The following is a 19,853-nucleotide window of genomic DNA, read 5'->3' on the forward strand; positions in this document are numbered from 1 at the left end:
TTAATTTCACTAAGTTTCGGACATGTGCTGTAAGCGGTGTACGAAACCGACCGGTTTCGGTCACAGCGAACAAATAACAGATGAAAACTATACGCGAGGGAAGCATTTATGCCACGGAGACAAATACTCAGTAGTGAAGAAAAAGAACGCTTGTTGATTGTGCCGGATGATGACGTATTTCTGACGCGCATGTGCTTTCTGAGTGAACATGACCTCGCGCTCATTAATAAACACCGCAGGCCAGCTAACCGTCTGGGCTTTGCAGTTTTACTCTGTTATTTGCGAGGACCAGGGTTTCCTCCCGACAAAAGTATTTCACCTCACGACTGTGTTGTCTTCAGGCTGGCGGCTCATTTGAAAGTCCAGTCTGATTTGTGGGCCGAGTATGCATCAAGAGAGGTCACCCGCTGGGAACATCTGGCTGAACTCTACCGCTACCTGGAATTATCCCCTTTTAACCGGGCGCTGCAAAAAACCTGTATTCGCCACCTTTATCCCCACGCCATGCGGACAGACAGAGGTTTTTTACTTGCGGAGGAAATGCTCTCCTGGCTCCACAATAATAAGGTTATTTTCCCCTCTGTTGAAGTGATCGAACGAACCCTGGCCGAAGCAACAACACTTGCCGACAGGGCGGTTTTTTCTGCGCTTACCGCGCAGCTTGAACCAGGGCATAAAGCGGCACTGGACCGTCTGTTGGTATCTGAGGGTGAGCAACCTTCACGGCTGGCCTGGCTGCTCCAGCCTCCGGGAAAAATTAATGGTAAAAATGTCCTGCAACATATCGACCGGTTAAATGCGATTGAGTCGCTGGCACTCCCTGACGGCATTGCACTTTCCGTTCACCAGAACCGACTCCTGAAACTCGCACGCGAAGGCAGGAAAATGAGTAGCCGGGATCTGGCAAGATTCACGGATGTTCGCCGTTATGCCTCGCTGGTTTGTATCATATCGGAGGCCAGATCCACCCTGACTGACGAAGTTATTGATCTGCACGAGCGTATTCTGAGTAGTCTGTTCAGCAGGGCAAAACGTACTCAGGCCGAGCGGCTCCAGCAAACGGGAAAGCTGATTCAGAGTAAACTGAAGCAATACGTTACCGTCGGACAGGCATTACTTAACGCCAGAGAGTCCGGGGAAGATCCCTGGGCCGCAATAGAAGACGTCCTTCCCTGGCAGGAATTCATCAACAGCGTGGAAGAGACGCGGTTCCTGTCACGTAAGGACAACTTCGACCCGTTGCATCTGATCACAGAAAAATACAGTACGCTGCGTAAATACGCCCCCCGGATGCTGTCCGTGTTGCAGTTCAGGGCTGCGCCCGCCGCAATGCAGCTCAGTGACGCATTGGATACCGTCAGAGATATGTATAGAAAACAACTCCGAAAAGTACCGCCTTCCGCGCCAATCGGGTTCATCCCGGAAAGCTGGAGAAAGGTTGTGATCACCCCCACCGGCATTGACCGAAAATATTACGAATTTTGCGTGCTGAATGAACTGAAGGGAGCCTTACGTTCAGGTGACATCTGGGTAAAGGGGTCACGCCGCTACAGGAATTTCGATGATTATCTGATCCCGTCAGACGATTTTGAAAAATCACTCCGGGATAACCAGTTACCCCTTGCTGTTCCGGCCGATTGCCATGAATACATCAAGAGCCGTTTGACGCTTCTTGCATCGCGTCTGGAAGAAGTTAACGCGATGGCGCTGGCCGGTGATTTACCCGATGTTGATATATCGGATAAAGGCGTGAAAATTACCCCGCTGGATAACAGTGTCCCTTCAGCAGCATCCCCTTTTGGCGATCTGGTTTATGGCATGCTCCCTCACCCTAAAATTACTGAAATGCTGGATGAAGTGGACGGCTGGACTGGTTTTACCCGCCATTTCACACATCTCAAAAACAATCACGTCAGACCTAAAGACAGAAAGTTGTTACTGACCACCATCCTGGCCGATGGTATCAACCTTGGACTGACAAAAATGGCCGAATCCTGTCCGGGAACGACCAAATCGTCACTCGAGGGCATTCAGGCCTGGTACATCAGGGATGAAACCTATTCAGCTGCGCTGGCCGAGTTGGTCAATGCCCAGAAAAAAAGCCCTCTGGCGGCATTCTGGGGCGATGGAACAACGTCATCGTCTGATGGACAGAACTTTCGGGTGGGGAGTCACGGGCGTTATGCTGGTCAGGTCAATCTTAAATACGGTCAGGATCCAGGCGTGCAGATTTATACGCATATTTCGGACCAATACAGCCCGTTTTACACCAAAGTTATCAGCCGCGTGCGGGATTCAACACACGTACTTGATGGTCTGCTGTACCACGAAACTGATCTGGAAATTACAGAGCATTACACCGACACAGCAGGTTTCACTGAGCATGTTTTTGCGCTAATGCATCTGCTCGGATTCGCTTTTGCGCCAAGGATCCGGGATCTTCATGACAAACGGCTGTTTATTCATGGAAAAGCTGAGTTGTATCAGGGGCTTCAGTCAATCATCTCGACAACCAGCCTGAATCTAAAGGAAATTGAAACCCACTGGCATGAGGTGCTGCGTCTGGCAAGTTCTATAAAGCAGGGAACGGTAACAGCATCACTGATGATGAAAAAGCTGGCAAGCTATCCGAAGCAGAATGGTCTGGCAAAGGCGCTGAGAGAGATTGGCCGCATCGAAAGGTCATTGTTTATGCTGGACTGGTTCAGGGATCCTTTACTGCGTCGACGCGTACAGGCGGGGCTGAATAAAGGTGAGGCTCGCAATGCCCTTGCGCGAGCGGTCTTTATGCATCGGCTGGGTGAAATCAGAGATCGGGGGCTGGAGAATCAGAGCTATCGAGCCAGCGGTCTGACGTTGCTGACTGCGGCGATCTCACTGTGGAATACGGTATATATAGAAAGAGCGATAGATTCTTTGAGACGAAAAGGGATCCCGATTAATGAGCAACTGATTACCCATCTGTCACCACTGGGATGGGAACATATCAACCTGAGCGGGGATTACGTCTGGAGAACGAACCTCAAACTGGGACAGGGTAAATACCGCGCATTACGCTCAGTGAATAGTAATATGTACAAAAAACAGGCTTAGCGTAGGATAATTAATGAGATGGTCACTCCCTCCTTCCCAGTACTATGCTGAGGACAGGCTTTCATTCGGAGAACCATCATGGAAAACATTGCGCTTATTGGTATCGATCTGGGTAAGAACTCTTTCCATATTCATTGTCAGGATCATCGTGGGAAGGCCGTTTACCGTAAAAAATTCACCCGACCAAAGCTAATCGAATTTCTGGCGACATGCCCGGCAACAACCATCGCGATGGAAGCCTGTGGCGGTTCTCACTTTATGGCACGCAAGCTGGCAGAGTTAGGGCATTTTCCAAAGCTGATATCACCGCAATTTGTCCGCCCATTCGTTAAAAGCAACAAAAATGACTTCGTTGATGCTGAAGCTATCTGTGAAGCAGCATCACGTCCATCTATGCGTTTCGTGCAGCCCAGAACCGAATCTCAGCAGGCAATGCGAGCTCTGCATCGTGTCCGTGAATCCCTGGTTCAGGATAAGGTGAAAACAACTAATCAGATGCATGCTTTTCTGCTGGAATTTGGTATCAGCGTTCCGCGAGGTGCTGCCGTTATTAGTCGACTGAGTACCCTTCTTGAGGACAGTAGTTTGCCTCTTTATCTCAGCCAGTTACTGCTGAAATTACAACAGCATTATCACTATCTTGTTGAGCAGATTAAAGATCTGGAATCTCAGTTGAAACGAAAGTTGGACGAAGATGAGGTTGGACAGCGCTTGCTGAGTATTCCCTGCGTTGGAACGCTGACTGCCAGTACTATTTCAACTGAGATTGGCGACGGGAAGCAGTACGCCAGCAGCCGTGACTTTGCGGCGGCAACAGGGCTGGTACCCCGACAGTACAGCACGGGAGGTCGGACGACATTGTTAGGGATTAGCAAGCGGGGCAACAAAAAGATCCGAACTTTGTTGGTTCAGTGTGCCAGGGTATTCATACAAAAACTGGAACACCAGTCTGGCAAGTTGGCCGACTGGGTCAGGGAGTTGTTGTGTCGGAAAAGCAACTTTGTCGTCACCTGTGCTCTGGCAAACAAGCTGGCCAGAATAGCCTGGGCACTGACGGCGCGACAGCAAACTTACGAAGCATAAAGGCAGAAATACACCAGTTTAAACAATCATTCATCTGGTTTTGCGAATACTGATATTGATGATACTAACGGCCCACCGGCCTGTTGAGGAACCTGTAAAACGGAAAGGCTCATTGAAGCCGTATATTTTCTGGAGGTTCATCAGGCGCGGAACTCATCGAGGCGCGGGAATAAAATCCCATTCAGACGCCGGATAGATTCAAGCAAGCCAACTTGTCGTCAAAATCGGTGTTGCAAAAACGGGAGTGACCATAGATTCCGTTTTCTGAGGCGACCCCCACATAGAGACCTTCCCGGTCATTCACTTTGTAGAGTTTGTCCCTGGGCTTGAGATTGCGCAGCTTGGTATCGGTCAGCATGTACCTTGTCCTTCTTCGTCTCCGATACCCACTCTATTGTAAACAAGACATTTTTATCTTTTATATTCAATGGCTTATTTTCCTGCTAATTGGTAATACCATGAAAAATACCATGCTCAGAAAAGGCTTAACAATATTTTGAAAAATTGCCTACTGAGCGCTGCCGCACAGCTCCATAGGCCGCTTTCCTGGCTTTGCTTCCAGATGTATGCTATTCTGCTCCTGCAGCTAATGGATCACCGCAAACAGGTTACTCGCCTGGGGATTCCCTTTCGACCCGAGCATCCGTATGAGACTCATGCTCGATTATTATTATTATAGAAGCCCCCATGAATAAATCGCTCATCATTTTCGGCATCGTCAACATAACCTCGGACAGTTTCTCCGATGGAGGCCGGTATCTGGCGCCAGACGCAGCCATTGCGCAGGCGCGTAAGCTGATGGCCGAGGGGGCAGATGTGATCGACCTCGGTCCGGCATCCAGCAATCCCGACGCCGCGCCTGTTTCGTCCGACACAGAAATCGCGCGTATCGCGCCGGTGCTGGACGCGCTCAAGGCAGATGGCATTCCCGTCTCGCTCGACAGTTATCAACCCGCGACGCAAGCCTATGCCTTGTCGCGTGGTGTGGCCTATCTCAATGATATTCGCGGTTTTCCAGACGCTGCGTTCTATCCGCAATTGGCGAAATCATCTGCCAAACTCGTCGTTATGCATTCGGTGCAAGACGGGCAGGCAGATCGGCGCGAGGCACCCGCTGGCGACATCATGGATCACATTGCGGCGTTCTTTGACGCGCGCATCGCGGCGCTGACGGGTGCCGGTATCAAACGCAACCGCCTTGTCCTTGATCCCGGCATGGGGTTTTTTCTGGGGGCTGCTCCCGAAACCTCGCTCTCGGTGCTGGCGCGGTTCGATGAATTGCGGCTGCGCTTCGATTTGCCGGTGCTTCTGTCTGTTTCGCGCAAATCCTTTCTGCGCGCGCTCACAGGCCGTGGTCCGGGGGATGTCGGGGCCGCGACACTCGCTGCAGAGCTTGCCGCCGCCGCAGGTGGAGCTGACTTCATCCGCACACACGAGCCGCGCCCCTTGCGCGACGGGCTGGCGGTATTGGCGGCGCTGAAAGAAACCGCAAGAATTCGTTAACTGCACATTCGGGATATTTCTCTATATTCGCGGTTCAGCAGGCATGTCCCCTTTGAGGGCGACCCGACGACAGGATAATCGACCTTATGGTGCGCAAATATTTCGGCACAGACGGTATTCGTGGCAAAGCCAACGAAGGCGCGATGACGGCGGAAACCGCCTTGCGCGTCGGCATGGCGGCTGGCCGTGTCTTTCGTCGCGGTGACCACCGCCATCGTGTCGTGATCGGCAAGGATACGCGCCTGTCGGGCTATATGCTTGAACCCGCGCTCACAGCCGGTTTCACCTCGATGGGCATGGACGTATTCCTTTTTGGCCCGCTGCCGACAACGTATAGGAAGAATAAACGCCCTTTTCACCCAAGTCCAACAGCTTTGGACCGCAGTTGACTCTTTCGACACCCCTGCGATGCAACCCAATCCGGCTGACGGGGAGCCAGCAACGCTGAAAATTTACCCTCCTCTTTCCCACTAGCGGCTCCTTTTCCGACAACCAGCACGGCGGATCCCTGCCGCGGCGCTGTGAACGCAGCATTTTGATTGGTATCGTTGGCCTTCAGGCTCGTCAGTCAAACAGACCCAGGAGCAGCTCAGCCGGTGGCGCCCGGCTTTCGGGTAACGCCCTGGTCCCGCTGGTTTCGGCTTTGTGCTTCAGGTGATCAAGGATCTGCTTGATCACTATAGGGTCTTCAATGCAGGCGATGACTTTCATGGCGCCGCCGCAGCCGCTGCAGGTCTCGATGTCGATATTGAAAACACGCTTGAGCCGTTGCGCCCATGTCATCGACGCTCGCCGTTGTGCTGGTGTTGCCGGTTCATCAGCCACCCTGACCTTGTTGCCCCTGCCCCGTTTTGCCGGCGTGACCAACGCCCGGTGCCGACTGTTGGGTGCGAACACCCCGTGGAAGCGGGTTAGGTTGACTCTGGGCTTCGGTACCAGGGCGGCCAGCCTTGCAATGAAATCCAATGGTTCGAAAATGACGTGCGTGGTGCCGTCCCGGTACGGCGTCTTGAGCTGGTAGCGCACGTTGCCGCCTCGTGTTAACGACAGCCGCTTCTCGGATACCGCCGGGCGGCTGATGTACCGGCACAGCCGTTCGAGCTTCTTGCGTTCATCGGCCCTGGCCGCCACGCCGGCGTGCAGGCTGGACCCGGCTACCTTGCCAATCCCGTCACCGAACGGATCACCACTGGTCGGCAGAGTTTGCAAAGTGAACACCTTTCGCCCCGCCTGTGAACCGACAGCGATACGGTAAGTGATCGAGTGCCCCAGCAGGGGTGTCATCGGGTCGTCATCCACCGCATCCGAGGCCAGATAGCTGTTTTCGACATCCCGTTCCAGCAGGCCTTGCCGTTCCAGATAGCGACCCACCCGGTGGGCGATGGTGTGCGTCAGCTGGGTGAGCTCTGGGCTGGTCGGCGCCTTGACCCAGCGGAAACGCGCTGAGCCGTGGGATTGCTCGACATACACACCGTCGAGAAACAGCATGTGGAAGTGAACATTCAGATTGAGCGCCGATCCAAAACGCTGGATCAGGGTGACCGCGCCCGTCTTGGCCACTTGGTGGGTATGGCCCGCTTTCTTGACCAGGTGCGTGGCAATGACGCGGTAAACGATGCCCAGCACCCACCCCATGATCTCGGGCCGGCTGGCAAACAGGAAACGCAGCTGAAACGGGAAGCTCAACACCCACTGACGCATGGGTTGTTCAGGCAGTACTTCATCAACCAGCAAGGCGGCACTTTCGGCCATCCGCCGCGCCCCACAGCTCGGGCAGAAACCGCGACGCTTACAGCTGAAAGCGACCAGGTGCTCGGCGTGGCAAGACTCGCAGCGAACCCGTAGAAAGCCATGCTCCAGCCGCCCGCATTGGAGAAATTCTTCAAATTCCCGTTGCACATAGCCCGGCAATTCCTTTCCCTGCTCTGCCATAAGCGCAGCGAATGCCGGGTAATACTCGTCAACGATCTGATAGAGAAGGGTTTGCTCGGGTCGGTGGCTCTGGTAACGACCAGTATCCCGATCCCGGCTGGCCGTCCTGGCCGCCACATGAGGCATGTTCCGCGTCCTTGCAATACTGTGTTTACATACAGTCTATCGCTTAGCGGAAAGTTCTTTTACCCTCAGCCGAAATGCCTGCCGTTGCTAGACATTGCCAGCCAGTGCCCGTCACTCCCACTCGATTGTAAACAAGCACACAAAACCCTTTAGTGACAACAATTTGCAAGAACTATCAGGCTCAGTGCCATGAAAAATACCATGACCAGATCATGAGGTTGAACACGGCTTGCGCCGGCAGCGTTCACGCTCCTGGTCGGCGATCTCGCCCGGCTGCAATGCTAGCTCAGCATCGGTCATGCGCTCCAGCACGTCGCGTAGGCGGATGGTGCAAGGAATGGGCGGCAGCTCGAACTCATAGCCGCCGGCGATCATTTCGGCCGCAATCTCCTCGGTGATGAAAAACGGCTCGTCGTCTTGGTTCGGCTTCTTCATGCCCTTTCCTCCTGGCGCTCATCCTGGCCGACAGCGGCCAGGGCATCGGCTTCCGTCAATGCGTCCTCCACGAACGCGCCGTGCTGCTTCGCTTCGGCCTGGCTGACCTCGGCCCATATCCGTTTCACCTGGGCCGCACTGTACCCGGCCAGCTCGGCGGTCTTGTTGATGCTGTAGCCGGACTTGCGCAGCGCGACAACTTGGGCGCGGCGCTTCGGATCAGCACGGCGGCCCTTGTACCGCCCGGCCTGGCGGGCCAACTCAATGCCTTGGCGCTGGCGTTCGCGCCTGTCCTCGTAGTCGTCGCGGGCCATCTGCAAGGCCAGGCGAAAAAGCATGATCTGCACGGCTTCCAGCACGATCTTGGCGACGCCCTGGGCCTCGGCCGCCAGGTCGGATAGATCGACCACGCCAGGGACGGCCAGGCTTGCGCCTTTGGCCTGTATCGAGGCCACCAGGCGCTCGGCCTCGGGCAAAGGTAGGCGGCTGATGCGGTCGATCTTCTCGGCAATGACCACCTCGCCGGGCTGTAGGTCGCCGATCATGCGCAGCAGCTCAGGCCGGTCGGCGCGTGCGCCGGATGCCTTCTCACGGTAGATGCCGGCGACGTAGTAGCCGGCGGCCTTCGCGGCCGTAGTGATCGCCTCTTGGCGTTCCAAGTCCTGCGCGTCGGTGCTGACGCGCAGATAGACCCGCGCCACCATCGGCGCGGCTACTGGCTTCGTCCTGCGCATACTTGCGGGCTCCTTTGGGCATACGCAAAGTGTCCGGTCATGCTACCCCCGGCCAAAAAGGCCGTCATGCGATTTATCTTGGCCGGGTCGTTATTGGCGGGTCTAAATGGCCGCTCCGTGGATCTCATCGCCAGAAATGGCGATGCGAGATCCAGGGCAGGGCGGCCGCCATCGTCAGACCTGGCGATGGTCGACGCCGGCGCGCATCGTCGGATGTGGCGATGCGAGCTCGAGGTCGGTGGCCACCGCCGGCGACCTGGTGCCATCGTCGGCAATGGCGATGCTGCAGCTCGACGTGCGCGGCCTGGTCGTCTCGGCATCGTCGGATGCGGCGATGCTCGAGCGAGGCGAAAAAAAACCGCCTCGGGGTGTCCGAGGCGGCAAGTCTGCATGCGGTTCAGGGAGGAAGAAACCGCGCCGGCGATCAGGGAGGAAAACCGCGCGGCCTGATGTGCAGCTCGGCCACTTTAGCCGGATTTTTCGACTTATCCGATGCGAGCGGCCCGCCGTGGGCGCTGCTCGATCTGCTGTTGCTTTTTCTCGACGTGCTTCTGCTCCTGGTGCTGCTGCTCGTCGCGCGGCACTGTTGCAAAGTTAGCGATGAGGCAGCCTTTTGTCTTATTCAAAGGCCTTACATTTCAAAAACTCTGCTTACCAGGCGCATTTCGCCCAGGGGATCACCATAATAAAATGCTGAGGCCTGGCCTTTGCGTAGTGCACGCATCACCTCAATACCTTTGATGGTGGCGTAAGCCGTCTTCATGGATTTAAATCCCAGCGTGGCGCCGATTATCCGTTTCAGTTTGCCATGATCGCATTCAATCACGTTGTTCCGGTACTTAATCTGTCGGTGTTCAACGTCAGACGGGCACCGGCCTTCGCGTTTGAGCAGAGCAAGCGCGCGACCATAGGCGGGCGCTTTATCCGTGTTGATGAATCGCGGGATCTGCCACTTCTTCACGTTGTTGAGGATTTTACCCAGAAACCGGTATGCAGCTTTGCTGTTACGACGGGAGGAGAGATAAAAATCGACAGTGCGGCCCCGGCTGTCGACGGCCCGGTACAGATACGCCCAGCGGCCATTGACCTTCACGTAGGTTTCATCCATGTGCCACGGGCAAAGATCGGAAGGGTTACGCCAGTACCAGCGCAGCCGTTTTTCCATTTCAGGCGCATAACGGTGAACCCAGCGGTAAATCGTGGAGTGATCGACATTCACTCCGCGTTCAGCCAGCATCTCCTGCAGCTCACGGTAACTGATGCCGTATTTGCAGTACCAGCGTACGGCCCACAGAATGATGTCACGCTGAAAATGCCGGCCTTTGAATGGGTTCATGTGCAGCTCCATCAGCAAAAGGGGATGATAAGTTTATCACCACCGACTATTTGCAACAGTGCCGTAAGCTGCACCTCAAACCCCCGGATCAGGCTCTCCAGGCCATGCAGAAAGGCCTGCTCACCATCATCACTGTCCATAATCTGCAGCGCTTCCCGCAATAGCGGCGGCAGGTTTTCGTCCGGTGCTGCAGGGCGGTCGGTCAGGGCGGCAGTATGCTCCTGCTGCTCCAGTACGGCACCAAGGGTAAAATGACTGACCGCTGAAATCGCATATAACCCGTCGCGCAGTGAAAAGCCGTTTTCTGTCATAAAGCGTAACTGGGTTTCCACCGTATCATACTGTTTTTCATCAGGGCGGGTGCCGAGGTGCACTTTTGCCCCGTCACGGTAACGCAGCAGCGCCCGGCGGAAACTCATTGCATTATTGCGCAGAAATGACTGCCAGGATTCCCCCGCCGCAGGCAGTGAATAATCATGATGACGCGCCAGGATCTCCACCGCCAGCGCATCCAGTAACGCCCGTTTATTTTTCACATGCCAGTAAAGTGTCGGCTGTTCTATTCCCAGCTTCTGCGCCAGCTTGCGGGTCGTCAGCCCGTCAATCCCTGTCTCATTCAGCAGTTCCAGTGCCGCATCAATAACCGATTCTCTGTTCAGCCGTGCCATGACCGTCTCCTCCGATTTTCAGATTGACACTCTATCATTGATAGGGATATATTCCAACTCTATCAATGATAGGGAATTAACACAGGATCTGAAAAATGAATAAACCCGCTGTCATCGCGCTGGTGATTACACTGCTGGACGCGATGGGAATTGGTCTGATCATGCCGGTATTACCGTCACTGCTGCGGGAATATCTCCCGGAAGCGGATGTGGCAAACCATTACGGCATTCTGCTGGCGCTGTATGCGGTGATGCAGGTCTGTTTTGCTCCGCTGCTGGGCAGATGGTCAGATAAGCTGGGGCGCAGACCGGTGCTGCTGTTATCCCTGGCGGGTGCCGCGTTTGATTACACACTGCTGGCACTGTCCAATGTGCTGTGGATGTTGTATCTCGGGCGGATTATCTCCGGGATCACTGGTGCCACCGGCGCGGTTGCGGCTTCGGTAGTGGCGGACAGCACGGCGGTCAGCGAGCGTACCGCCTGGTTCGGCCGTCTCGGTGCGGCCTTTGGTGCCGGGCTGATTGCCGGGCCGGCTATCGGCGGACTGGCGGGGGATATCTCACCGCATCTGCCGTTTGTCATTGCGGCAATACTGAATGCCTGCACCTTTCTGATGGTCTTTTTTATCTTTAAACCGGCGGTACAGACAGAAGAAAAACCGGCGGAGCAGAAACAAGAAAGCGCAGGTATCAGCTTTATCACACTGCTTAAACCTCTGGCGCTGTTGCTGTTTGTCTTTTTTACCGCGCAGCTTATCGGGCAGATCCCGGCCACTGTCTGGGTATTGTTTACGGAGAGCCGCTTTGCCTGGGACAGCGCGGCGGTCGGTTTTTCACTGGCGGGACTCGGGGCGATGCATGCACTGTTTCAGGCGGTGGTTGCCGGGGCGCTGGCAAAACGGCTGAGTGAGAAAACCATTATTTTCGCCGGATTTATTGCCGATGCCACCGCGTTTTTACTGATGTCTGCTATCACTTCCGGATGGATGGTGTATCCGGTCCTGATCCTGCTGGCAGGCGGCGGAATTGCACTGCCTGCATTGCAGGGCATTATCTCTGCCGGGGCATCGGCGGCAAATCAGGGAAAACTACAGGGTGTGCTGGTCAGCCTGACCAATCTGACCGGCGTGGCGGGCCCGCTGCTGTTTGCTTTTATTTTCAGTCAGACACAGCAGAGTGCGGACGGTACGGTGTGGCTGATTGGCACGGCACTGTACGGTCTGCTGCTGGCAATCTGTCTGCTGATCAGAAAACCGGCACCGGTGGCGGCCACCTGCTGACCGGCGCTATACAGGCAGCGCTGTTGTGCGGTATGGTGGACGGCATTCGTGCTTATCGCCTGCCATGATAAGCCTCAGACACAGAGGAACCGTTATGAAATCACGCGCAGCAGTCGCCTTCGGGCCGGGTTTACCCCTTGAAATTGTTGAAATTGATGTGGCACCGCCGAAGAAAGGTGAAGTGCTGGTGAAAATCAGTCACACCGGGGTATGCCATACCGATGCCTACACGCTTTCCGGTGATGATCCGGAAGGTCTGTTCCCGGTGGTGCTCGGCCATGAAGGTGCCGGGGTGGTGGTTGAGGTCGGTGAGGGCGTGACCAGTGTGAAACCGGGCGACCATGTGATCCCGCTGTACACCGCCGAGTGCGGCGAGTGTGATTTCTGTACCTCCGGTAAAACCAACCTCTGTGTTGCCGTCCGCGAAACCCAGGGCAAAGGCGTGATGCCGGACGGCACCAGCCGTTTTTCGTATAACGGTCAGCCGCTCTATCACTATATGGGCTGCTCGACATTCAGCGAATATACCGTTGTGGCGGAAGTATCACTGGCGAAAATCAATCCGCAGGCCAATGCGGAGCAGGTTTGCCTGCTCGGCTGCGGCGTGACCACCGGGATCGGCGCGGTACACAATACCGCGAAGGTACAGGAAGGGGATTCTGTGGCGGTATTCGGCCTCGGCGGTATCGGGCTGGCCGTGGTGCAGGGCGCACGTCAGGCAAAAGCGGGGCGCATCTTTGCCATCGATACCAATCCATCCAAGTTTGAGCTGGCAAAACAGTTCGGCGCCACAGACTGCATTAATCCCAATGATTATGACAAACCTGTTCAGCAGGTGCTGGTCGAAATGACCAAATGGGGTGTGGATCATACCTTTGAATGTATCGGCAATGTCAATGTGATGCGGTCGGCGCTGGAAAGTGCGCACCGTGGCTGGGGGCAGTCGGTAATTATCGGGGTGGCGGGTGCCGGAAAAGAGATTTCAACCCGTCCGTTCCAGCTGGTGACCGGCCGGGTCTGGAAAGGCACGGCGTTCGGCGGCGTGAAAGGGCGTACCCAGTTGCCGGGAATGGTGGAAGATGCCATGAGCGGCAAAATCGAGCTGGCGCCGTTTGTCACGCACACCATGGAACTGGATAAAATCAATGAAGCTTTTGATTTGATGCACGACGGCAAATCCATCCGCACAGTCATTCATTACTGATAACGTATTCAGGGAGATACTATGGAACGGATTGAACATCACGTCTGTTTCGGCGGCAGCCAGGAAGTCTGGCGTCACCACTCTGCGGTGACCGGCACGCCGATGACTTTTTCCGTGTTTCTGCCGCCGCAGGCAAAAACAGAGAAATGTCCTGTGCTGTACTGGCTTTCCGGGCTGACCTGCAACGAGCAGAATTTTATCACCAAAGCCGGGGCACAGCGTTACGCAGCGGAACACGGCCTGGTGATTGTCGCGCCGGATACCAGTCCGCGCGGCAGTCAGGTGGCGGATGATAAAGAGTACGATCTCGGCCAGGGTGCCGGGTTTTATGTCAATGCCACACAGGAGCCGTGGAAAGCGCATTATCAGATGTATGATTATATTCTGAATGAGCTGCACACCCTGGTAAGCGGGCATTTCGGCACATCGGAAAAACGGGCACTGTTGCAAAGTTAGCGATGAGGCAGCCTTTTGTCTTATTCAAAGGCCTTACATTTCAAAAACTCTGCTTACCAGGCGCATTTCGCCCAGGGGATCACCATAATAAAATGCTGAGGCCTGGCCTTTGCGTAGTGCACGCATCACCTCAATACCTTTGATGGTGGCGTAAGCCGTCTTCATGGATTTAAATCCCAGCGTGGCGCCGATTATCCGTTTCAGTTTGCCATGATCGCATTCAATCACGTTGTTCCGGTACTTAATCTGTCGGTGTTCAACGTCAGACGGGCACCGGCCTTCGCGTTTGAGCAGAGCAAGCGCGCGACCATAGGCGGGCGCTTTATCCGTGTTGATGAATCGCGGATCTGCCACTTCTTCACGTTGTTGAGGATTTTACCCAGAAACCGGTATGCAGCTTTGCTGTTACGACGGGAGGAGAGAAAAATCGACAGTGCGGCCCCGGCTGTCGACGGCCCGGTACAGATACGCCCAGCGGCCATTGACCTTCACGTAGGTTTCATCCATGTGCCACGGGCAAAGATCGGAAGGGTTACGCCAGTACCAGCGCAGCCGTTTTTCCATTTCAGGCGCATAACGCTGAACCCAGCGGTAAATCGTGGAGTGATCGACATTCACTCCGCGTTCAGCCAGCATCTCCTGCAGCTCACGGTAACTGATGCCGTATTTGCAGTACCAGCGTACGGCCCACAGAATGATGTCACGCTGAAAATGCCGGCCTTTGAATGGGTTCATGTGCAGCTCCATCAGCAAAAGGGGATGATAAGTTTATCACCACCGACTATTTGCAACAGTGCCCTTTATTTAATGAGATGGTCACTCCCTCCTTCCCGGTACTATGCTGAGGACAGGCTTTCATTCGGAGAACTATCATGGAAAACATTGCGCTCATTGGTATCGATCTGGGTAAAAACTCTTTCCATATTCATTGCCAGGATCGTCGCGGGAAGGCTGTTTACCGTAAAAAATTTACCCGGCCAAAGTTGATCGAATTTTTGGCGACATGCCCCGCTACAACCATCGCAATGGAAGCCTGTGGCGGTTCTCACTTTATGGCACGCAAGTTGGAAGAGTTGGGGCATTCCCCAAAGCTGATATCACCACAATTTGTCCGCCCGTTCGTTAAAAGCAATAAAAACGACTTTGTCGACGCCGAAGCTATTTGTGAAGCTGCATCGCGTCCGTCTATGCGTTTTGTGCAGCCCAGAACGGAATCTCAGCAGGCAATGCGGGCTCTGCATCGTGTCCGTGAATCCTCGGTTCAGGATAAGGTAAAAACAACCAATCAAATGCATGCTTTTCTGCTGGAATTTGGCATTAGCGTTCCCCGAGGAGCTGCCGTTATTAGCCGACTGAGTACCATTCTTGAGGATAATAGTTTGCCTCTTTACCTCAGCCAGTTATTGCTGAAATTACAACAGCATTATCACTATCTTGTTGAGCAGATTAAAGATTTGGAATCCCAGTTGAAACGAAAGTTGGACGAAGATGAGGTTGGACAGCGCTTGCTGAGCATTCCCTGCGTCGGAACACTGACAGCGAGTACTATTTCAACTGAGATTGGCGACGGGAAGCAGTACGCCAGCAGCCGTGACTTTGCGGCGGCAACAGGGCTTGTACCTCGGCAGTACAGCACGGGAGGTAGGACGACATTGCTGGGAATTAGTAAGCGAGGTAATAAAAAGATCCGAACTTTGTTGGTTCAATGTGCGGGGTATTCATACAAAAACTGGAACACCAGTCTGGCAAATTGGCCGATTGGGTCAGGGATTTACTGTGCCGGAAAAGCAACTTTGTCGTCACTTGTGCTCTGGCAAACAAGCTGGCCAGAATAGCCGGGCCCTAACGGCACGACAGCAAACTTATGTAGCATAACGGCAGAAATACACCGGTTTAAAGAATTACTGATCTGGTTTTGCGAATACTGATATTGATGATACTAACGGCCCACCGGCCTGTTGAGGAACCTGTAAAACGGAAAGGCTCATTGAAGCCGTATATTTTCTGGAGGTTCATCAGGCGCGGAACTCATCAAGGCGCGGGAATAAAATCCCATTCAGACGCCGGATAGATTCAAGCAAGCCAACTTGTCGTCAAAATCGGTGTTGCAAAAACGGGAGTGACCATAGATTCCGTTTTCCAAGCGGACCCCGTTATCAGCAAGCGTTACACTAAGCGCATTGAGCGACATAACCTGAATCTGAGACAACATCTGACAAGGCTGGGACGGAAGTCACTGTCGTTCTCAAAATCGGTGGAGCTGCATGACAAGGTCATCGGGCATTATCTGAACATAAAACACTATCAGTAAGTTGGCAGCATTACCCATTTTTTTCATTTCCTGAATTTCGGCCGTGATAGCAAAAATCGATGTGCGGAAGCTGCACGTTATCAGCAATCGGTATACGCAGCACATAATCTTAATCTGAGGCAGCATCTTGCAAGGCTGGGCAGGAAGTCGCTGTCGTTCTCAAAATCGGTGGAACTGCATGACAAAGTCATTGGACATTATCTGACGATAAATCATTACCCATAAATTGGAGTCATGACCGTCAGACGGGAGTCTTCACTTCACTTCACTTCACTTCACTTAATGCCTGCGCAATCTGCTTAAAGCGCTCGAAGCGTTTTCTCAGCATTACGTGTTTAGCCGGGTTTGGCTCCAGGCGAAGGGTGGGCGGCTGGCAGTGCTTCATTGCCGTCTGGAAATCGCTGTATTCACCGGCCCCCACCGCCGCACAAATCGCTGCCGCGCGGCAGCCGGACTGCTTCACGTCGACGATTTCCAGCGGCAGGTTGCTGGCGTCGCAAAACATTTGCATCCAGATATTCGAATGAGTTGGCCCGCCGGTAAAGCGGATGAAGTCGCTGCCTGTGCCCAGATCTTGCACGCGATCCTGATGCAGCAGATGTGAGAAGACGATGCCCTGATAGATGGCGTAGATAATGTCTTCCCGGCTGTGGTGGCCGCTTAAGCCAAGGAAGCCACCGTGCAGGCTATCGTGGAAGTTGGAGCCGTACAGCCACGGATAAAACAGGATGTTGAGATCCTTTTCGTAGCCGTCTTTCGCCCACTGGTTAAGCTGGCGATAGCTGTCCGGCAGATCCGGGAAGAACTGCTGCACAAACCAGGCGAGGTTGCTGGCCGAGGTCGGACTGCCTTCATGAACAAAGAAAGTGCCGGGAATGCAGTATTTCCCCCACACGTAGGGATAGTCAGACGGTTCAATACAGTCGAAAACGCGAGTGGCAATACTCCAGGTGCCTGCTACGGCGCTCAGGCAGGAACTGTCGTGTACGCCCGAGGCCAACGCTGCGCCGACAACGTCAAACAGCCCGCCGAACACCGGCGTTCCGGCTTTTAAACCGCACCGCACGGCGGCCTGTTCGGTGACGTATCCGGCGCATTCGGCGGAACCGATCACCGGCGGCGCTTTCTCCGCCATCTCTGCAATACCGAAGATGTTAAACAGAGTAGGGTCGAATGCCCCCTGCTGCTGGTTAAACAAATTGCTGCCGGAGATATTGGTTTCTTCGCAGGCGAACTTGCCGGTCAGGCAGTAGCGGATATAGTCGTGGACCATCAGAATATAGCCCGTGCGCTGATAGCTGTCCGGCTCATGCTCCTTCAGCCAGCCGAGCAGCGCCGCCGGATGCGACGGCCACAGCTGTTGCAGGCTGCGCCCGTAAGCTTCGGCGTCGCGGCCTTCACTTTTCCAGCGGCTGACCAGTGGCTGTGTGCGTGAGTCGGAGGAGACGATGCCGTTACGCACCGGCTGGCCCTGCTTATCCACCAGGTACAGACCCTTACCGTGGGCGGAAAAGCTCACGCCGTGAATCGCATCTGCCGCAATACCGCTGTCTTTCAACACCTGGCGAATCACCTGGCTGGTGGCGGACCACAGCTCTGCCATATCGCGTTCGCAGAACCCCATCTGTTCACTGAGCAGCGGTACTGCCAGCTCAACGACTTTGATCTCCAGACCGTCCGCGGTGTAAATCCCCGCTTTGGTTACCGTCCCACCTAAATCAACTCCCATAAAGTAGTGGCTCATACTGCCTCCGGGCTGAGCAGCGCGGCGCGAGTTTCACCCCAGCCGGCTGCGGCCATTTTGTCTTCAATCCAGCGACGGGCGCGAATGATTTCCAGCAGTGGCTCGTCGGCTTTTTCCGTCCACATTTCAATCAGGAAGGTGCCGCGATAGTTCAGGCGGCGCAGGGTTTTAAAGAACTGGACGAAATCAACACAGCCCTCGCCAAACGGCACATCGCGGAACTGGCCCGGCGAGTCCGGCGTGACCGGCAGCGTATCTTTCAAGTGGATAGCCGCAATGCGATCGATACCGCCGGTCAGCTCGCTGTCCACCTCATTTCCCCAGGCGCTGAGGTTGCCGATATCGGGATAGACGGTGAACCATGGCGAGTTAATTTTCTGATTCAGCGCCTGCCACTTGCTGATGGAGTTCATAAACGGCGTGTCCATGATTTCCACCGCGCACATCACCTGTGCCCCGGCGGCCAGTTCAACGGCCCAGGCCACGGAGTCCTCAAAGCGGGCGATAGTGTCGTCGTCCTGTGGTTCGTAATAGACGTCGTAGCCTGCCAGTTGAATGGTACGGATGCCCAAATCTTGCGCCAGCCGCACTGCTTTTTCCATAATGGCATACGCCTGCTGGCGGGTCTGCGCGTCGCGGCTGCCGAACGGGAAGCGGCGGTGTGCCGACAGGCACAGGGTGGGAATACGCACGCCGGTCTGCTGAATCGCCTGGATGATCTCCATGCGCTCTGCCTGCGTCCAGTCCAGGCGCGCCAGGCGTTCATCGCTTTCATCCACCGACATCTCGACGAAATCAAACCCGCAGGATTTCGCCACGGCCAGTTTCTCCACCCAACTGGTCCCTTTCGGTAGGGCCTTCTCGTAAATCCCTAATGGATGCTTACGCATTATCTTTCCCCACGTGTTGCCAGCAACTGCCGGTGCTTTTTCTGGTTCAGCTTCATTGCCCGCTGCGCCTGCCATTTGTTTTTAAAGAATTTGAACGCCAGGGCGAAAATCAGCGTGATGCCCCATACCGCCAGATTGAAGTGCAGGCTGACACCCGCCAGGCTTAGCCCGGTGGCAATAACCTGTAGCACCAGCAGCGCACAGAAGACGTGGATAATTTTGCCCACGCCGCCGAACGGATCGGTTCCGCCCAGCACAATAGCCAGCACCGTCAGCAGCAGATAGGAGTCTCCGTAGCCCATGCGCGCCGAGTTAAAGCGGGCCATCATGATAAGCCCCGCCAGCACGCACAGCAGGCTGGAAATGGCGTAAATCGCCATCATGATTCGGTCGGTGCGGATGCCGCTGAACCAGGTGGCGTTAATGTTGCTGCCGCACATGTAGATATTTTTGCCGAGGCGCGTTCTGCCCAGTAGCAAGGCCAAAAATACGGTGGCGACGATAAAGATAATCAGCGGAACCGGGACTCCCCATATCACTTCCGATCCCATACTGCGCACGATCGGCGGCATGCCGCTCAGCGCCGCGCCTTTGGTCAGGTACACCCCAATGCCGCTGATAATGGTCATGCTGCCGAGGGTCACCAGAATCGGGTGCGCGCCCACGCGGGAAATCATCAGCCCGGTCAGTACGCCAATCAGCACCGCAATCCCCGCCGCGCCTAGCAGCGCCAGTACCAGCCACATCAACTGAATGCCGATGCTGGCATCAACCGGAATGTAGTTGATCAGCAGCCAGGCCATAAACAGGCTGGTGAGGTTGGCTGTGCCGATAATCGACAGATTCAAGCCGCCGCTCAGCATGGGTACAAACATCGCAAAGGTCAGCAGGCCGAGTTCCGGCAACTGAAACGCAATGCTCAGAAAGGTGTTTTCGGTCAGAAAGCGGCCCGGCATCGCCAGTGAAAAGGCCACCGTGGCAATCAGGCAGATAGCCAGCAGACCGGTGCTGGTACCGTCCAGAGGTAAAAAGGGTTTATTTTTCATTAAACAGTCTCC

14 protein-coding genes and 7 pseudogenes are annotated in these 19,853 nt (G+C 54.9%); 10 read left to right on the top strand and 11 right to left on the bottom strand.

What is annotated here, in order from left to right:
* Positions 1–108: 108 nt before the first annotated feature.
* Together IB222_RS25865 and IB222_RS25870 are read left to right on the top strand one after the other, a co-directional pair.
* Positions 109–3,093, top strand: a complete 2,985-nt coding sequence (locus IB222_RS25865; RefSeq protein WP_149385151.1) for a Tn3 family transposase — start codon at positions 109–111, stop codon at positions 3,091–3,093.
* Between the two features lie 78 nt (positions 3,094–3,171).
* Positions 3,172–4,176 carry an IS110-like element IS5075 family transposase gene (locus IB222_RS25870; protein ID WP_000427614.1) on the top strand — a complete coding sequence of 335 codons (1,005 nt, stop codon included), beginning with the start codon at positions 3,172–3,174 and terminating at the stop codon, positions 4,174–4,176.
* Between the two features lie 271 nt (positions 4,177–4,447).
* On the opposite strand, the pseudogene IB222_RS25875 reads toward IB222_RS25870, so the two are convergent.
* Positions 4,448–4,534 (bottom strand): annotated as a pseudogene (locus tag IB222_RS25875) (Arm DNA-binding domain-containing protein); the annotation flags it as partial.
* 329 nt (positions 4,535–4,863) lie between these two features.
* On the opposite strand from IB222_RS25875, the gene sul2 reads away from it, so the two are divergent.
* On the top strand, positions 4,864–5,679 hold the full coding sequence (gene sul2, locus IB222_RS25880) for a sulfonamide-resistant dihydropteroate synthase Sul2 (protein WP_001043260.1): 816 nt from the start codon (positions 4,864–4,866) through the stop codon (positions 5,677–5,679).
* 86 nt (positions 5,680–5,765) lie between these two features.
* Positions 5,766–6,008 (top strand): annotated as a pseudogene (glmM, locus tag IB222_RS25885) (phosphoglucosamine mutase); the annotation flags it as partial.
* 235 nt (positions 6,009–6,243) lie between these two features.
* Here glmM and IB222_RS25890 read toward each other — a convergent pair.
* From IB222_RS25890 to tetR(D), 6 genes are all read right to left on the bottom strand, one after another.
* Positions 6,244–7,737, bottom strand: coding sequence for an IS91-like element ISVsa3 family transposase (locus IB222_RS25890; RefSeq protein ID WP_001120888.1), 1,494 nt, complete (start codon positions 7,735–7,737; stop codon positions 6,244–6,246).
* Positions 7,738–7,947: 210 nt separating this feature from the next.
* A complete protein-coding gene (locus IB222_RS25895; protein WP_000743213.1) occupies positions 7,948–8,172 on the bottom strand; it encodes a hypothetical protein in 225 nt (74 codons plus the stop codon).
* Complete coding sequence (locus tag IB222_RS25900) at positions 8,169–8,906, bottom strand: recombinase family protein (RefSeq protein ID WP_001446887.1); 738 nt, start codon at positions 8,904–8,906, stop codon at positions 8,169–8,171. Before IB222_RS25900 ends, IB222_RS25895 begins: the two co-directional genes overlap by 4 nt.
* Positions 8,907–9,391: 485 nt before the next feature.
* Complete coding sequence (locus IB222_RS25905; protein ID WP_001044210.1) at positions 9,392–9,532, bottom strand: hypothetical protein; 141 nt, start codon at positions 9,530–9,532, stop codon at positions 9,392–9,394.
* Positions 9,533–9,537: 5 nt separating this feature from the next.
* The gene (locus IB222_RS25910) at positions 9,538–10,242 is read right to left on the bottom strand and encodes an IS6-like element IS26 family transposase (RefSeq protein ID WP_060579418.1); all 705 of its coding nucleotides are present in this window, start codon (positions 10,240–10,242) and stop codon (positions 9,538–9,540) included.
* A gap of 11 nt (positions 10,243–10,253) precedes the next feature.
* A complete protein-coding gene (tetR(D), locus tag IB222_RS25915; RefSeq protein WP_000113282.1) occupies positions 10,254–10,910 on the bottom strand; it encodes a tetracycline resistance transcriptional repressor TetR(D) in 657 nt (218 codons plus the stop codon).
* Between the two features lie 95 nt (positions 10,911–11,005).
* Here tetR(D) and tet(D) point away from each other — a divergent pair, with 95 nt between their 5' ends.
* The 3 genes and pseudogenes from tet(D) to IB222_RS25930 form a co-directional block, all read left to right on the top strand.
* Positions 11,006–12,190 carry a tetracycline efflux MFS transporter Tet(D) gene (tet(D), locus tag IB222_RS25920; RefSeq protein WP_001039466.1) on the top strand — a complete coding sequence of 395 codons (1,185 nt, stop codon included), beginning with the start codon at positions 11,006–11,008 and terminating at the stop codon, positions 12,188–12,190.
* Positions 12,191–12,284: 94 nt separating this feature from the next.
* Positions 12,285–13,394, top strand: a complete 1,110-nt coding sequence (locus IB222_RS25925) for an S-(hydroxymethyl)glutathione dehydrogenase/class III alcohol dehydrogenase (protein WP_000842134.1) — start codon at positions 12,285–12,287, stop codon at positions 13,392–13,394.
* A 21-nt stretch (positions 13,395–13,415) separates the two neighbouring features.
* Positions 13,416–13,838 (top strand): annotated as a pseudogene (locus tag IB222_RS25930) (alpha/beta hydrolase-fold protein); the annotation flags it as partial.
* Positions 13,839–13,883: 45 nt separating this feature from the next.
* On the opposite strand, the pseudogene IB222_RS25935 reads toward IB222_RS25930, so the two are convergent.
* A pseudogene (locus IB222_RS25935) lies at positions 13,884–14,597 on the bottom strand (IS6 family transposase).
* Between the two features lie 125 nt (positions 14,598–14,722).
* Between IB222_RS25935 and IB222_RS25940 the strand changes: the two are divergent.
* From IB222_RS25940 to IB222_RS25950, 3 pseudogenes are all read left to right on the top strand, one after another.
* Positions 14,723–15,725 (top strand): annotated as a pseudogene (locus IB222_RS25940) (IS110-like element IS4321 family transposase).
* A 277-nt stretch (positions 15,726–16,002) separates the two neighbouring features.
* Positions 16,003–16,161 (top strand): annotated as a pseudogene (locus tag IB222_RS25945) (IS1 family transposase); the annotation flags it as partial.
* Positions 16,162–16,228: 67 nt separating this feature from the next.
* Positions 16,229–16,386, top strand: a pseudogene (locus IB222_RS25950) (IS1 family transposase); the annotation flags it as partial.
* Positions 16,387–16,426: 40 nt separating this feature from the next.
* Here the strand turns inward: IB222_RS25950 and IB222_RS25955 are convergent.
* From IB222_RS25955 to IB222_RS25965, 3 genes are read right to left on the bottom strand one after another with little or no spacing between them, the layout of a single operon-like run.
* The gene (locus IB222_RS25955) at positions 16,427–17,905 is read right to left on the bottom strand and encodes an FGGY-family carbohydrate kinase (protein ID WP_058670812.1); all 1,479 of its coding nucleotides are present in this window, start codon (positions 17,903–17,905) and stop codon (positions 16,427–16,429) included.
* Positions 17,902–18,795: an L-ribulose-5-phosphate 3-epimerase gene (locus tag IB222_RS25960; RefSeq protein ID WP_058670811.1), complete on the bottom strand. Its 894-nt coding sequence runs from the start codon at positions 18,793–18,795 to the stop codon at positions 17,902–17,904. Before IB222_RS25960 ends, IB222_RS25955 begins: the two co-directional genes overlap by 4 nt.
* A complete protein-coding gene (locus IB222_RS25965; RefSeq protein ID WP_058670810.1) occupies positions 18,795–19,841 on the bottom strand; it encodes an ABC transporter permease in 1,047 nt (348 codons plus the stop codon). The genes IB222_RS25960 and IB222_RS25965 overlap by 1 nt, the downstream gene beginning before the upstream one ends.
* Positions 19,842–19,853 lie beyond the last annotated feature (12 nt).

Source organism: Citrobacter sp. C13, assembly GCF_014596815.2.
Classification (GTDB): domain Bacteria; phylum Pseudomonadota; class Gammaproteobacteria; order Enterobacterales; family Enterobacteriaceae; genus Citrobacter; species Citrobacter portucalensis.